The 15,256-nt window shown below is 50.6% G+C and carries 14 protein-coding genes; 7 read left to right on the plus strand and 7 right to left on the minus strand.

From position 1 onward, the window contains the following. Positions 1 to 29: 29 nt before the first annotated feature. Positions 30 to 1,253: a beta-ketoacyl-ACP synthase I gene (fabB, locus tag ACJJIZ_RS21715; protein WP_444914823.1), complete on the plus strand. Its 1,224-nt coding sequence runs from the start codon at positions 30 to 32 to the stop codon at positions 1,251 to 1,253. Between the two features lie 59 nt (positions 1,254 to 1,312). On the opposite strand, the gene ACJJIZ_RS21720 is transcribed toward fabB, so the two are convergent. The 4 genes from ACJJIZ_RS21720 to ACJJIZ_RS21735 all read right to left on the minus strand — a co-directional run bounded on the left by ACJJIZ_RS21720 (position 1,313) and on the right by ACJJIZ_RS21735 (position 5,630). Further along, positions 1,313 to 2,161, minus strand: coding sequence for a sugar nucleotide-binding protein (locus ACJJIZ_RS21720; protein WP_444914824.1), 849 nt, complete (start codon positions 2,159 to 2,161; stop codon positions 1,313 to 1,315). Positions 2,162 to 2,176: 15 nt separating this feature from the next. After that, entirely contained in the window at positions 2,177 to 2,800 is a 624-nt protein-coding gene (gene ssb, locus ACJJIZ_RS21725) for a single-stranded DNA-binding protein (RefSeq protein ID WP_282934376.1), read from the minus strand. 172 nt (positions 2,801 to 2,972) lie between these two features. Beyond that, positions 2,973 to 4,124 (minus strand): MFS transporter, encoded by a 1,152-nt coding sequence (locus tag ACJJIZ_RS21730; protein ID WP_444895274.1) that lies wholly within the window; start codon positions 4,122 to 4,124, stop codon positions 2,973 to 2,975. Between the two features lie 90 nt (positions 4,125 to 4,214). Further along, a complete protein-coding gene (locus ACJJIZ_RS21735; RefSeq protein ID WP_444914825.1) occupies positions 4,215 to 5,630 on the minus strand; it encodes a mannose-1-phosphate guanylyltransferase/mannose-6-phosphate isomerase in 1,416 nt (471 codons plus the stop codon). A 159-nt stretch (positions 5,631 to 5,789) separates the two neighbouring features. Between ACJJIZ_RS21735 and uvrA the strand changes: the two genes are divergently transcribed. From uvrA to ACJJIZ_RS21765, 6 genes are all read left to right on the plus strand, one after another. Beyond that, positions 5,790 to 8,615: an excinuclease ABC subunit UvrA gene (gene uvrA / locus ACJJIZ_RS21740; RefSeq protein WP_444914826.1), complete on the plus strand. Its 2,826-nt coding sequence runs from the start codon at positions 5,790 to 5,792 to the stop codon at positions 8,613 to 8,615. An 88-nt stretch (positions 8,616 to 8,703) separates the two neighbouring features. Continuing rightward, positions 8,704 to 9,303, plus strand: coding sequence for a hypothetical protein (locus ACJJIZ_RS21745; protein ID WP_282934380.1), 600 nt, complete (start codon positions 8,704 to 8,706; stop codon positions 9,301 to 9,303). A gap of 65 nt (positions 9,304 to 9,368) precedes the next feature. Further along, positions 9,369 to 10,118: a 5-oxoprolinase subunit PxpA gene (gene pxpA / locus ACJJIZ_RS21750; protein WP_282934381.1), complete on the plus strand. Its 750-nt coding sequence runs from the start codon at positions 9,369 to 9,371 to the stop codon at positions 10,116 to 10,118. Further along, complete coding sequence (pxpB, locus tag ACJJIZ_RS21755; protein ID WP_444914827.1) at positions 10,115 to 10,843, plus strand: 5-oxoprolinase subunit PxpB; 729 nt, start codon at positions 10,115 to 10,117, stop codon at positions 10,841 to 10,843. The genes pxpA and pxpB overlap by 4 nt, the downstream gene beginning before the upstream one ends. Positions 10,844 to 10,855: 12 nt before the next feature. Further along, positions 10,856 to 11,833, plus strand: coding sequence for a 5-oxoprolinase subunit C family protein (locus ACJJIZ_RS21760; protein ID WP_444895279.1), 978 nt, complete (start codon positions 10,856 to 10,858; stop codon positions 11,831 to 11,833). 361 nt (positions 11,834 to 12,194) lie between these two features. After that, positions 12,195 to 13,649, plus strand: coding sequence for a pectin acetylesterase-family hydrolase (locus ACJJIZ_RS21765; RefSeq protein WP_444914828.1), 1,455 nt, complete (start codon positions 12,195 to 12,197; stop codon positions 13,647 to 13,649). Between the two features lie 56 nt (positions 13,650 to 13,705). On the opposite strand, the gene ACJJIZ_RS21770 is transcribed toward ACJJIZ_RS21765, so the two are convergent. The 3 genes from ACJJIZ_RS21770 to rplQ form a co-directional block, all read right to left on the minus strand. Further along, complete coding sequence (locus ACJJIZ_RS21770; protein ID WP_444914829.1) at positions 13,706 to 14,341, minus strand: DNA-binding transcriptional regulator Fis; 636 nt, start codon at positions 14,339 to 14,341, stop codon at positions 13,706 to 13,708. A 133-nt stretch (positions 14,342 to 14,474) separates the two neighbouring features. Then, positions 14,475 to 14,732: a YeaC family protein gene (locus ACJJIZ_RS21775; protein ID WP_413664284.1), complete on the minus strand. Its 258-nt coding sequence runs from the start codon at positions 14,730 to 14,732 to the stop codon at positions 14,475 to 14,477. Between the two features lie 72 nt (positions 14,733 to 14,804). Then, positions 14,805 to 15,191, minus strand: a complete 387-nt coding sequence (gene rplQ / locus ACJJIZ_RS21780) for a 50S ribosomal protein L17 (RefSeq protein ID WP_108731671.1) — start codon at positions 15,189 to 15,191, stop codon at positions 14,805 to 14,807. Positions 15,192 to 15,256 lie beyond the last annotated feature (65 nt).

Genomic DNA, 15,256 nt, shown 5'->3' on the forward strand with positions numbered 1-15,256 from the left:
TCTGCCGACAAGCTATGCTGGAGATCACTATGCGTCGGGTCGTCATTACCGGAATGGGTATCACTTCCTGTATCGGTACCAACACTAAAGAAGTCACCGAGTCACTGAAAACTGGTCGAAGCGGCATCCGCTTCCAAGAAGAGTATAAGGAGCTCGGCCTGCGCAGCCATGTGGCTGGGCCTGTGGACATCGATTTCAAAGAGCATATCGATCGCAAGCAACTTCGCTTTATGGGCGACGCTGCAGCCTATGCGTACATTGCCATGCGTGAGGCAATCGAGATGTCGGGCCTGCAGGAGGCGCAGATATCTAATCCGCGCACGGGTATCGTGATGGGCTCTGGCGGCACATCCACTCAGCAGATTATTGACGCTGCACATACTCTGAAGGAAAAAGGTGTTCGCCGTGTAGGCGCCTACCGCGTGCCTCAGGTAATGAACAGTACCGTTTCCGCATGCTTAGCCACTCCATTCAAAATCAAAGGGGTGAACTACAGTATTTCTTCCGCTTGCGCTACCAGTGCCCACTGTATAGGGAACGGAGCTGAGCTTATCCAGATGGGTAAGCAGGATGTAGTGTTTGCTGGCGGTGGTGAGGAACTTGCCTGGAGTTTGACTCACTTGTTTGACGCTATGGGCGCCCTCTCAAGCAAATATAACGATACTCCGACAAAAGCATCACGCCCCTACGATGCCGATCGCGATGGCTTTGTGATCGCCGGTGGTGGTGGCTGTCTGGTGCTCGAAGAAATGGAACACGCCGTGGCTCGCGGTGCGACCATCTATGCGGAGCTGACCGGTTACGGCGCAACTTCCGATGGTTACGATATGGTTGCCCCAAGCGGTGAAGGCGCCACCCGCTGCATGCAGCAGGCTCTGGCCGGAATGGACGGCAAAGGCCTGCAGGGTAGCGTGGATTATATCAATACCCACGGCACCTCTACGCCTGTAGGCGATGTCGCCGAATTGAAGGCCATGCGCGAAGTCTTCGGGGATACAGTTCCGGCATTCGCCTCTACCAAATCTCTGACAGGCCACTCTCTGGGAGCTGCAGGGGTTCAGGAGGCCATTTACAGCCTGCTGATGATGCAGAATAACTTCATTGCTGCATCAGCCAATGTAGAGAACCTCGACCCCGCTGCGGAAGGCATGGACCTTGTCCGCCAGCTGCGTGAGACTGAAGTCAAACGGGCTATGTCCAATAGCTTTGGCTTTGGCGGAACTAATGCCTGCCTGATATTCGATAAAATCTAATCGAAATAAAAAGGGCGCCTCGCGGCGCCCTTTTTATTGACTGCGCAACAGAAACCAAACTATTCCGGAGTCGCGTGCAGGCGCTCCAACCACAGCTCAACCTGGCGTGTCAGTCCCTGTCTCCAGCTCCGCTGCTGAACACCAAAGACATCCCGCAGCTTGCCACATGAAAGTACTATGCTGCGATCCCGCTTCTCAGCCTCATCCCCTAATGAAGTAAATTGCGCAAAGCGCTCTTCATCGTAAAAAGCCTGGGCGCGCTCGACCACCTCCAGGGCAAACTCCATCGCTGTGCAGCTATCAGAACTACCGTAGTGATAAACGCCTCCTGCCTTGGCCCCGCTAGCGAGCTGCTGGGCAACCGCCACTGCGACACGAGCCATATCCACCACTGTTACTGGGTTGCCGCTGTTCCTTCCATCCAGGGCTAAAGGCTCCCCAGACACAAAGTTGCGTAAAATACGCCCTAACAAGGCATCCTGACCACTATCCACCATCCAGCCAAAACGCAAAATCGTCAGGTTTTGCAGCCCATTAAAGGCATCTTCGCAAGCCAGCCATTCGCGTCCACTCGGGGACTGCGGTTCTGCGGGCTCATCCTCGTCATAGCGGCGGCGCTCACCACCAGAAAAAACTTGGTAGGATGAGAGGTGAATAATATGTCCACAGGGTGCAGCACAAAGCCGCTTACTCACCAGCAGTGACTCCGGCATGCCTCGATTGTCGGCACAGGCGGAGGCATTAATCACAATTGAGCCCGGTCTCAATTGATCGATTTCCCCGGGGGTCAACTGCTGTACGCGAAAGCCTGCGCGCTGCAGTCTTTTTTGCAGCGCGCCATCAACCTCATTACCAGCTGTGATAATGGCGACGGTATCCGGCATATAACCTGTATTCAATTCAGACACTGGTAAATCCAGTTCTTAGAACGGGATATCGTCATCAAAGCTATTATCGAAACCACCGGCAGGACCTTGGTTCGGCTGTTGCTGGGGCTGCTGGTTAGCTGGTGCCATCGGTGAGGGAGCGGTACGCCCCTGCCCGTATGCCTCCTGGCCGCCCTGCTGCTGGTAGCCACCCTGAAAACCGCCGCCCTGTTGGTCAAAACCGCTGGAACCACCCATCGGCTGGCCGCCACCCATTTGGCCACCTGCGGCTGCGCCCATTCCAGCGCCACCCATACCCTGACCAAAGCCGCCCTGCTCACCGCGACCGTCCAGCATCTGCATTTCGCTGGCAACGATTTCAGTGGTGTAGCGGTCCTGGCCGGAATTCTTATCCTGCCACTTACGGGTGCGTAGAGAGCCCTCTACATAAACTTTGGCCCCCTTGCGCAGGTACTCACCGGCGATCTCAGCCAGGCGGTTAAAAAATACTACGCGATGCCACTCAGTGCGCTCCTGCTGCTGGCCAGTCTGCTTGTCTTTCCAGCTCTCACTTGTAGCCAGGCTGATGTTGGTAACAGCACCGCCACTCGGCATATATTTGGTTTCCGGGTCATTCCCCAGATTACCGATCAGAATTACTTTATTAATACCCCTGGCCATGGCCCTCTCCTCTCGTCAACCCGGGCTCCACCCGGGGCAATAAACTATTTAAACAATCAATTAATCTATCAAGTGTTATGAAATACCGTCAGTGCTACATTGCACCATCAGTAAATATTGTATTTTTATCCAGTAGGATACAATAGCGGCTCAGTGTTAGTAAGCGCTACCTTCACGCTCTCTCGCGCAAACCCCACCACAGCAACATCCATAGCAGCAGCACCGCCAAACCCAGAGCAGCAACTGCGGAAGCGCCCCCCAGACCGAACAGCAGGCCACCCAGGCTACCGCCGACAAAGGTGCCAAAGAACTGTAAAGTCGCGTAGAGCCCCGTAGCTGCGCCCCTCGCTTCCGCCGGAGCCTTCCTGGTTAGCTGCGCCGGCAGCAGGGCTTCAAGCAGGTTGAAACCGGTGAAGAACACTGCCAGCAAGACTACCAGCATCCAGGTGCTTACAGACAACAAGGCCGCACTGCCACCGATCAAAGCTAAACAAGCAAAATTAAGCGCAAAAGGCACCCGATCACTTTTCTCTGCCGCCCTCATCATTGGCAACATCAGCAAGAAGGTGCCGAGCATGAGTGGTCCATACAATTTCCAGTGCTCGCTAGCCGGCCAATCCAATCTATCGACTAGCACCAATGGCAAGGCGACGAACAATGCCGTGAGCAACAAGTGGGAGAAAAAGGCCCCAGAAACCAAGCGCCAAACAAGACCGCTTTTAACTACCGAACGAAAACCACTGCCATAAACTGCGGGCCGCCGAGCCGCCTCCGGAGTCGGCACCAGGCGCCAAACCAATAATCCACCCAGCAGTGCTAATCCAGCAGTGACCCAGAAAATTGCCGGCAAGCCGCCCACACCGGCTAGCGCTGGCCCCAGGATCACCGCCAGCATAAATGCGACGCCAATAGACGCTCCGATAATCGCCATCGCAATACCGCGCTTTTCATCGCGGGTTAAGTCGGCAACCAGCGCCATCACCGCAGCGGCAATAGCACCACAACCTTGCAGTACCCGCCCCACAATAAGTCCGTAAACCGAATCCGTCAGTGCAGCGATGACACTGCCCAGGGCAAACAGTGCAAGGCCGGTATAAATAACCGGCTTGCGCCCCCAGCGATCGGACAGGAGCCCCAGAGGAATTTGGAGTATCGCCTGACTCAGGCCATAGGCGCCCATTGCCAGCCCCAGCAGCATGGGCGTGCTATCGCGATAGCCCTCGCCGTACACAGTGAGAACCGGCAGGACCATAAACAGGCCCAGCATACGAAAGACATACAGGGAAGCCAGCCCACCCAGGGCGCGGCGCTCAATGGAATTCATGCAAATCCCGGAACAGCATCAAATAGGGCGCGCATTGTACAGTGAGCCGCCTCCCGGCTGTAGGGGAAACAGCACAACTTTTATCCACAACTAGTTACGACCATACTCATCATCGAGGCGGACAATGTCATCCTCTCCGAGATAACTGCCGGATTGCACCTCAATCAGCTCCAAGGGAATCGTGCCGGGGTTCTCCAGGCGGTGGACCACCCCCAGGGGGATATAAGTCGATTGGTTCTCGGTGATCAGGACCTCTTCTTCACCTCGGGTAACCTTCGCAGTTCCCTGCACCACAACCCAGTGTTCAGCGCGGTGGTGATGCATCTGCAGGGATAGCTGCTGGCCCGGCTTCACCACAATACGCTTCACTTGAAAGCGTGGACCCGCATCAATCGAGTCGTAGTAGCCCCAGGGCCTATATACCTTGCGGTGCCTTTGGGCCTCACTGCGACCAGTGTTCTTGAGGTTACTGACCAGTTTTTTGACTTCCTGGACCCGTTGCCGGTCAGCGATCAGAAGCGCATCGTCAGTATCGACAACCACTAGGTCGGATACACCGAGAAGGCTGACCAAGCGGCTCTCACCACGCACCAGGCAGCGCTGGGAGTCTTCTAGCAACACATCACCCTGAAGCAAATTGTCATTGGCATCGCGTTTTGCCAACTCCCATAGCCCCTGCCAGGAGCCCACATCGCTCCAACCCGCATCCATAGGTACAACTGCCGCGGATTCCGTCGGCTCCATTACTGCATAATCCACAGACTCATCTGCGCAGGCTGCAAAAGCCTCTCTATCCACCCGGGTAAAATCCAGATCCCTCGCGGCACTCTTATAGGCACTGCGGCAGGCTGTGAGAATATCTGCACGGTACCGCTCCAACTCCTCCAGATAGCGGGAAGCTCGGAACAGGAACATGCCACTGTTCCAGGAGTAATCCCCGGAGGCCAGGTAAGCTTCAGCGGTTTCAGTGTCCGGCTTTTCGACGAACTCCGCCACTTTCCAAGCAGTTTCCGCCAATTTATCCCCGCGCCGAATGTAGCCGTATCCGGTCTCCGCCCGGGTCGGCACAATACCAAAGGTGACCAGATACCCCTGCTCAGCCAGGGCTCGGGCCGACTCTACAGACTCCTGAAAATTTGCCTCGTCGGAAACGGCGTGGTCTGCCGGTAATACCAGCAGTAAAGGGTCAGCTCCTGACTCCAGTGCTGCCAGGGCAGCCAGGGCAGCCAGGGCAATAGCCGGTGCAGTATTGCGCGCGCAGGGCTCCAGTAAAATGGACTGGGCTCCGTGGCCGATTTCCTGCAATTGCTCGGCAGCGGCAAAACGATGCTCTTCGTTGCATACCAGGATCGGCGCCTGTAATGGCTCAATGCCCTCCAGGCGCCTTACGGTTGCCTGTAACATCGTTTCACCACCGATAAGGGGTAAGAACTGTTTAGGGTAGGCCTCGCGAGAGAGTGGCCACAGGCGCGAGCCAGTGCCACCACAGAGAATCACAGGAATCATCGAATGCTATCTGCCTGAATGTCGGGTATTGCGAAAGACAATTTTCGCACATCAGGTGGCGAGTTTATACTTGACTGTTTTTCCGGCACCGCAGTTGTGATCGCCCCGCGCGGAGCAAGTCCGAGGCCCGGCCCAGTATTAGCAGCATATAGGTAGAGCGTGGACACGATTTATGTAAGGGGTGCTCGCACCCACAATCTGAAGAATATCGATCTGGACATTCCCCGCGATAAACTGATCGTTATCACCGGCCTGTCCGGTTCCGGCAAATCTTCCCTGGCCTTTGACACCCTCTACGCAGAGGGGCAGCGCCGCTACGTGGAATCACTCTCCACCTACGCCCGTCAATTCCTGTCGATGATGGAAAAGCCGGATGTGGATACCGTCGAGGGGCTATCACCGGCTATTTCAATCGAGCAGAAGTCCACCTCACACAACCCCCGCTCCACTGTGGGCACCATCACAGAGATCTATGACTACCTGCGGCTGCTATTTGCCCGGGTTGGAGAACCCCGCTGCCCCGAGCACGACGAACCCCTGCAAGCCCAGACAATCAGCCAGATGGTGGATCAGGTACTGGCTTTACCGGAAGGCAGCAAGATTATGTTGCTGGCGCCGGTAGTTCGCGATCGAAAGGGTGAGCACCAGCACGTATTTGAACAATTGCGCCGGGACGGATTTGTGCGGGCACGGATCGACGGGGTTATCTGCGACCTGGACGACACCCCCAAGCTGGATAAGCGCCGCAAGCACACCATTGAGGTGGTGGTAGACCGCTTTAAGGTGCGTGAGGACCTGCAACTGCGTTTGGCGGAGTCCTTCGAAACTGCCCTTAATCTCACCGACGGTATCGCCTCCATCAGTTTTATGGATGGAGACCAGGAAGATCGCCTCTTCTCTGCCCGCCACGCCTGCCCCGTCTGTGATTACTCACTGGATGAGCTGGAACCGCGCCTATTCTCCTTCAACAACCCCGCGGGTGCCTGCCCCAGCTGTGACGGCCTGGGCGTCAAACAGTTCTTCGATGAAGACAAGGTAATTATCGATTCGGAAAGCAGTATTTCCGAGGGCGCCATTCGCGGTTGGGACAGACGCAACATTTACTATTACCACATGCTCGACTCCCTCGCCGAGCACTACGGTTTCGATCTGGATAAGCCCTGGAAAAAATTACGCAAAGCCCACCGCAAGGTTATCCTGCAGGGCAGTGGCGACGAAGAGATAGACTTCAGCTACGTCAATGATCGCGGCGATGTCACCGTGCGCCAGCACACCTTCGAGGGCATTATCCCCAACTTCCAACGCCGCTATCGGGATACCGAGTCCCAATCGGTACGGGAGGAGTTAGCCAAGTATCTGAGTACCCAAAAGTGCCCAGAGTGCCACGGTACCCGCCTGCGCCGCGAGGCCCGTCATGTCTTTGTGGATAACCGCACCCTGGCGCAAATTACTGAGCTGCCTGTAGGCGATGCGTTCGAGTATTTCGACCATGAGCTGGCTTTTAAAGGCGCCCAGAAAGAGATTGCCGATAAGATTCTCAAAGAGCTTCGCGATCGATTCCGCTTCCTCGTCGATGTCGGCCTGAATTACCTAACCCTAAACCGCAGTGCAGAAACCCTCTCCGGCGGCGAAGCACAGCGCATTCGCCTCGCCAGCCAGATCGGCGCCGGCCTCGTGGGCGTAATGTATATTCTCGACGAGCCCTCTATCGGCCTACACCAGCGGGACAACGAGCGCCTGCTCAACACCCTTACCCACCTGCGCGATATCGGCAACACGGTTATTGTGGTGGAGCACGATGAGGATGCCATTCGCAGTGCCGACTTTATCGTCGATATTGGCCCCGGTGCCGGAGTCCATGGTGGAGAAGTCGTGGCAGCGGGTACCGCCGATAAAATTACCAAATGCAAGAAATCCCTAACCGGTCAGTACCTCTCCGGCAAAAAGAAAATTGCCGTACCGGAAGAACGCTACGTACCCGACCCGGACTATTTGTTGCGCCTCGAAGGGGCCAGTGGAAATAATTTACAGGACGTCGATCTGGAGATCCCAGTAGGATTATTTACCTGTGTAACCGGTGTATCCGGCTCTGGTAAGTCCACCCTGATTAATACAACCCTCTATCCACTTGCCGCCACTGCACTTAACAAAGCAACAACCCTTAAGGCCTCTCCCTATAAAGAGGTGCACGGTCTGGAGCACTTCGACAAATGCGTGGATATTGATCAGAGTCCTATCGGGCGCACTCCTCGCTCAAACCCGGCAACCTATACCGGTATTTTTACCCCAATTCGCGACTTGTTTGCTGGCACCCAGGAAGCCCGCTCACGGGGCTATAAACCTGGACGCTTCAGCTTTAACGTCAAGGGTGGGCGCTGTGAAGCCTGCCAGGGCGACGGGGTGATTAAGGTAGAAATGCACTTTTTGCCGGATGTCTATGTACCCTGTGATACCTGTCACGGCAAGCGCTACAACCGCGAGACCCTGGAGGTACACTACAAGGGCAAGAATATCCACGAAGTATTGGAAATGACCGTGGAAGATGCACGGGAATTCTTTGACCCTGTGCCCGCAATCGCGAAGAAGTTGCAAACCCTAATGGATGTCGGCCTCTCATATATCAAGCTAGGCCAGGCTGCCACCACTCTCTCAGGTGGTGAAGCCCAACGGGTAAAACTCTCCCGCGAGCTATCCAAACGAGACACTGGGCAAACCCTGTACATCCTCGACGAACCGACTACCGGCCTGCACTTTGCCGATATCCAATTACTGCTGGATGTTCTCCATCGCCTGCGCGATCACGGCAATACCATCGTAGTGATCGAACACAATCTGGACGTGATCAAAACTGCAGACTGGATTGTAGACCTGGGCCCGGAGGGTGGCTCTGGCGGCGGGCAAATTATTGCCACGGGGACACCTGAGGATGTTGCAGAAATGGACATTTCCCATACCGGGCGCTTTCTAAAAACCATGCTGAACTAATTGAATAGGAAAGGATGCCAATCTATAGACCGGCATCCTTTCTAGCTCAATTCACTTAAAAATAACTAGTAGGTAGGTGCGACAAGATATGAAGTTATTCAATCGCGACCGCTTAAACTCAGTGATCGCAGTAAGTGCAATTATGATTTCTCTGGCATCCTTCTATGCCACCTATTTACAAGCCAGAGCTGCCAATCAACAAGTCAAAATAATGACAATGCCTGTTATTCAGTTCAGCCATGGCAACTATGACGAGGAGAGCAATCAAAGCAAAATTACATTTGGCTTTCGCAATGCTGGGGCCGGCCCTGCCATCCTAAAATCCGTTAGCTTTAAATATAAAAATGTAGAATACTCAAGCACCCATGATTTTTTGCGCGCCTGCTGTCAGGAAGAGCATAAAATGATGAAAAATAAATTTAATAGAAACTATAATAATCACCACCCACCCCTTGACGAAGGCTTTCAAAGCTCTTCAGAAATAAATGAAGTTATCATTCCCTCACAGTCGGAGTACCCTTTCTATTCTTTAAGTCGTGGCACTGCAACTTCTGAACTATGGGAAAAAATTAATCAAGAAAGATGGAACCTTTCAATTTCCGCCTGCTTCTGCTCCCCACTGGGAAATTGCTATGAATCAAATTCAAAGAAAATCTCTATGGAAGTAAATCAGTGCCCTGACAATTAACTACTTTAATAGGCAGATTCTTAGCGTTAAAACCCATTCAAAATATATACAGGCAGGATGCCACAGTGAACATTGATATCAACTGCGATCTGGGTGAAGGTGCTGATTTACACAGCTGTGACAGGGACGCCCAAATCATGCCGTTTATTTCCCGTTGCAATATAGCTTGCGGCGGTCACGCTGGCACTCCCGAGATCATGGGTAGATCAATCGAAAACGCCCTAAAAAATAGTTTAAAAATCGGCGCGCACCCCAGCTACCCCGACAGGGAAAATTTTGGCCGCAAATCTCTAGTTATTCCTCAAAATAAATTACTCGATTCTCTTTGCGCACAAGTAAACCAACTAGAAAATATCGCGCGTAGCCTAGGAGCAACTTTAGACCATATTAAACTACACGGCGCTCTCTACAATGATACAGAGTCAAACAGAGAACTCGCTAAAAGTATTATTACCCTACTCGACAAAGAATATCCTTCACTGAAAATTATTGGGTTAGCCAACGCTGCCATGCAGTTCGCTGCTGCCAAACAAAATAAAACATTTATTCGCGAAGGATTTATGGATAGGCAGTACCTCAGCAATAACCAGCTAGCTCCACGCTCAATGGCGGGTGCTGTTATTGCTGAGACAGAACAGTGCTTACAGCAGGCTATCTGCTTGGCAAAGGGCTTAGAATTTAACGATTATCTTGGTGAAAAATTGCAATTCTCTGTGGATACCATCTGCCTCCACGGCGATAATCCCCAAGCGCCCATTATCGCCAGACAACTTAATCAACATCTCAATGCAAACGGCGTGAGTATAGCTCGGTGACACACCCTGCCCCCCATATACCACTAGCTATTACCATTAACGGAGATTGTGCAGTAGATATCCGCTTTTCCGGCAAACCATGCAAAGCTCTTAGCCGGACAATTATCGGTTTGAGAGCGGCTCTATTAAATGAAGTGCATCCAGGTATCATTGATATCATTCCTGCATACCAGTGCTTAACTGTTATTTTCAATCCTTCCCTATGGGATCACAAAACCTTATACCAATTACTCACTAAAACTACCGAGGACTTTCTAAACAACCCTGCCCCCTTCACCAGTAGACCACGCATAGTGCGTATTCCCGTATGCTACGAAGAAGGCTTTTCTCCAGACCTTGAGGCATTATCAGAACATACCAAATTATCGTCACAGGAAATCATCAAACGACATACCGCACAACGTTACTTAGTGCATATGTTGGGCTTTACTCCAGGCTTCTTATACCTTGGCGGACTTGACCCAAAGCTATATTGCCCCAGAAAAGAAACTCCCCGAACCAGAATTCCCGCAGGCGCTGTCGGGATAGGTGGAGAACAAACAGGCATCTACCCACAAGCTACACCGGGGGGATGGCAAATTATTGGCCAGACACCCCTTAGTCTTTTTCAACCTGCGGAACCCTCCCCATTTATCGCTGCACCTTTAGATGAAATTGAGTTTTATGCAATAGATTCTCAGCAATTTCATATACTCTCGCAGAGTACTAAAAGTAGTTCATCCTAAAAAGGAGGGTCTATGGGTATTCACTTTCTTCGAGCAGGGCTACAGACAAGTATTCAGGACCTGGGTCGTCCAGGCATGATGCACTGTGGAATTCCATGGGGAGGTGCTGCCGACCCACTATCGATGAAAATAGCCAACCTGTTATTAGGAAACCCGTTAGGGCACCCAACCTTTGAGATCACCCTGCTCGGTCCTAGAATCGAATTCCTCTGCAATCTCACTATCGCTATAGCCGGAGGCCAATTCAGAGGTTCCTTAAATAACGAGTCAATTGATAATTTCCGAACCTATAGGGTTAAGCCTGGTGATATTTTGGATATAGCTCAAGCTATTTCCGGTGCAAGAACCTACCTTGCGATTTCTGCCAAGATAGACGCACCCAATATCTTAGGTAGCTCTGCAACTCACGTTATAAGTAAATTTGGCGCAAATAGTGGCAAACCGATCACATCTAACGAAGTCATCCACTTTAAAGAAGTCCACACCGCAAAAGAATCTGTACTAAATAAAAGGTTTCACCTTCACTACTCACATAATTCAAAGCTACGACTAGTGGCTGGACCAGAGAGCAATTTATTTTCCAAGAAATTTATTGAACACTTTTACGGCTCAACCTATCTGGTTTCTACCCAAAGCAATCGTATGGGCATTCGTCTATCCACTAAAAACAATTCTACAATTCATAAAATTACAAACGGAAAGACACAACTATCATCAGCAGGACTCTATCCCGGCAGCATTCAAGTACCACCCGATGCCAATCCTATTATTTCCTTTATTGAGGGACAGACTATTGGCGGGTACCCCCGAATAGGCCATATTATAAAATCGGAACTTCATCGCCTGGGTCAGCTAGCCCCAAAAAACAAAATCACATTTCAAGAAATAAGTATTGAAGAATCGCGTGAAATTTTCAAAAAGAAACAAGACCTAATTAAAAAACTCCAACAGAGCCTGAATCTTAATCACAGGGAGGCACTATCCCTTTAATGCAAGCATAAACATTATCAGATACAGAACTATTTAATACTCAAAAATAACAGCATAAAGTAGAGAATAAAAATTACGCCAAAATAGACAAAATAATTTTATTAAAAATTTAAATGGAATATTTTTGGACAAAAAAAGAAAAAATATTACAGAAATTCTGTGACCGGCAAGTTTCCCCTCACATCTTTCTAGACCAAAACATCATTATTAACTAACCTCATTGGGTTTTACCCAAACAGCGATTTGGACTAGCGTGCAAGTTGATTATCTATAGGGAGCAAATAAATCTCCATACAATTATTTCAGGATCAACAAAGCACATTCCAAAGAGAAAACACACAATACCTTAAGGGGATTAATAATGATAAAAATTCTCCGCGGTTTTATTTCAATACTCTTAGCGAGTTCTCTACTTATCACAGGTCATGCAAATGCAGAACCGGGTGATTACAACTTCTGGACTACCCTAAAGCATTTGTTTGATCCACCCAATGCCGATGCGCCAGTCACCTCGCAGCAAGCTGAAGGGATGTATCCACTAACTATGGATGATCCCAGTTTTAATGATGATTTTGATCCTGGCGACTACAACACCTGGCAAAAAATTGATGTACCTACCAGTACAGGTGCCATGTGTGGGAATGGATCACCCTATAAGTTCTTTGTTCACCGTGTTCCAGATACCAGTAACACCATTTTCTATTTCGAGGGTGGAGGGGCATGCTGGGACTATGAAAGCTGCTCAGGACAAGCTGGTATTCGCGGGGCTCGCAACCCCAATGGCATTCCCGATGATTACCTAAGCAATGTGCACTTGTTAGATTTTACAAATTTCGAGAATCTTACTACCGCTGGCGTATCCCCTTTGATTTATACACATCATCCCTACGACCAGTATAAAACTGGCGAGTGGAATATGGTTTACGTGCCATACTGCACTGGGGATATCTACGTAGGCGATAAAACTGAAATATACGAGGACACTACTGGCGAGAACCCCGACCTTATCTGGCACCACAATGGATTACGCAACGTTCAGGCAGTTACTTCCTGGGTGAAAAATAATTTGCAAAAACCGAAGCAGATGCTCGCTGCAGGTTGTAGTGCAGGCAGTATTGGTGCCCTGTTTAATTATTCAAAATTGCGCGAGGATATGAATGTAGATTATGGCTATCTCCTCGATGATTCAGGCCCTCTCTATCAGGCACCTTTAGACGGGAGTGACAGCACCCAATATCCCTCATTACCGCTACATAAAGAAGTGCTGCGCTCTTGGACTACCTATACCGCCGATAGCGATGAAAGCTCGGAAAACCCCATCACTATGTTAAAAGCCAAAACACCGGGATTCGAAGCCAATCAGCTAGCCTCACTTTATGCTGCGCTTTCCAATAAATTCCCCTCAGATCGATTGGGTATTACGCACTTTCTTGCTGACGGGAATTTTTCATCGTACTCCTACGAGAGATTTTATGAGGATATTTATAATGATCCCGATGCAGACTCCCGTTTAAATAAATTGCGACAGCGCTGGCAGAAAGATACCCATGAAAATTTGATTCCACTGCTGGATCAAACTAGTAACTGGGGCTATTACTTCCCGATGTTCCGCAACTTGAACGAGAGCCACTGCACAACCATTATCGATTTAAACTATGGTGAGATTGCCGAGCACGGGCTTGAATTAAAAGATTTCCTCGACAACATCGTCAATCATAACGGTGGAGGAATGATTCGGGCATACGAAACCGATGAGGTTTCAGATTATGAGGACAATAGTAACTGGTTCTATGATCTGATCGGCTTGTTTATGTAATTAAAATGCCCCCAGCGCTGCCGGTAACTAGCTGGCAGCGCTGAATGATAGAAAGCCTAACTGCCATATACCGCCTCACGGGCGTCCTGAAGGCGTTTACGTAAGTATTCATGTCTACTCATACCATCGGGAAAGGACGTCATCTGCTGAACTTCCTCAACGATCGAGCGCTCAAGATCCTTATAGGTGGAAAAGCCCGGAACCTCGACATGAGGGTCGTAATCCCTGATCACCGTTTGCGCTTTATCCCGATAAATATTAAATAGCTCTTCAGCTCTTTGGGTGAACTCTGCCTGGTTAAGGCTATTTTTTTCCAGCCAGGCCAACTTCATTGAAAGCGCTTCATAGCCTGTAATACGCGATTCCCGCTCTACTTTTTCAATTGCATCCCAGGCCTCTTCACCAGAGAGATTGCCCAGGTCTGCAAAGTAGTCCTTGAGCGCCTGCTTAACATTCTCACGGTCCAGATAAGCCTGAACCCGAGGATGATTTAATAACTCTTCGACCTCCGCATGTTCCAGCTGGGACCAGGGTATGCTGTCAGAAATATTCTTTACTAACTCACTATCATCTTTTAGCGGCTCTATCATCTGGCGCACCTTGGCCACACTTGAGCGCACATCAATATCGTAGTGATCAACCCCTACAACGGCGAGCGTTACTGCTCCGGCAAGCAAAATCAGCTTTTTCATAATTAGTTACCGAGCAAATTAGAAATTATGTATTTGTCTGTCGGTAACTATCTAAGCAGAGAATTGGGAGAGCATGAAAGAAAATAACGCCCTCACCAATGAATAAAGTGCCAATATCTTACAGACTGATTAGCTAGCCAACCCAATTAACAGCTTGCTCATCGTCTTTTTTTCCTACACAGGGCTCATCCTTGGTCTTCGGCGCCACATAGCCTACCTGTTGCTCCCGCGGAAGGTTTGCGGACTCCCAATTGGAAACCGCTTCTGCGCAGAGGCTGCGTTGCTCAGGGGATAGCGCAACACCATTAGGCCATTTTCCAAGTTCAATGGCCCGCTTTAAGCTGCCCACAATCTCGGGATTCAAACTCTTTAACAGTTGCTCAAAAGACATACAAAAATCTCCTTATGGCAAAAAAAAGGCCGGTCAAAGACCGGCCTTCCGTAGCGCTATGGCTAATAACGCTTAAGCTTCAGCAGCTTCGTCTTCTACTTGAGGACGGTCTACCAGCTCAACGTATGCCATCGGCGCCTTATCACCAGCGCGGAAACCACACTTCATGATACGGATGTAACCACCAGGACGGGCTTCGTAACGAGGACCCAGCTCGTCGAACAGCTTACGCACAGCATCCTTATCACGGATACGAGCGAAAGCCAGACGGCGGTTAGCAACACTGTCTTTCTTAGCCAGAGTGATCAGCGGCTCGGCAACGCGGCGCAGTTCTTTGGCTTTGGCCAGTGTGGTTTTGATCAGTTCGTGCTCCACCAGAGAGGCGCTCATGTTCTTGAACATGGCCTTGCGGTGAGCGCTCGTGCGGCTGAATTTACGGCCACTATAGCGATGACGCATGACTCAATTCCTTACGACCTAAGTTGCTGTCACAGCAGGTCGTTCTGGAGCGGTGTCGCGCTAAG

Source organism: Microbulbifer maximicatervae (SeqCode), from assembly GCF_052467225.1.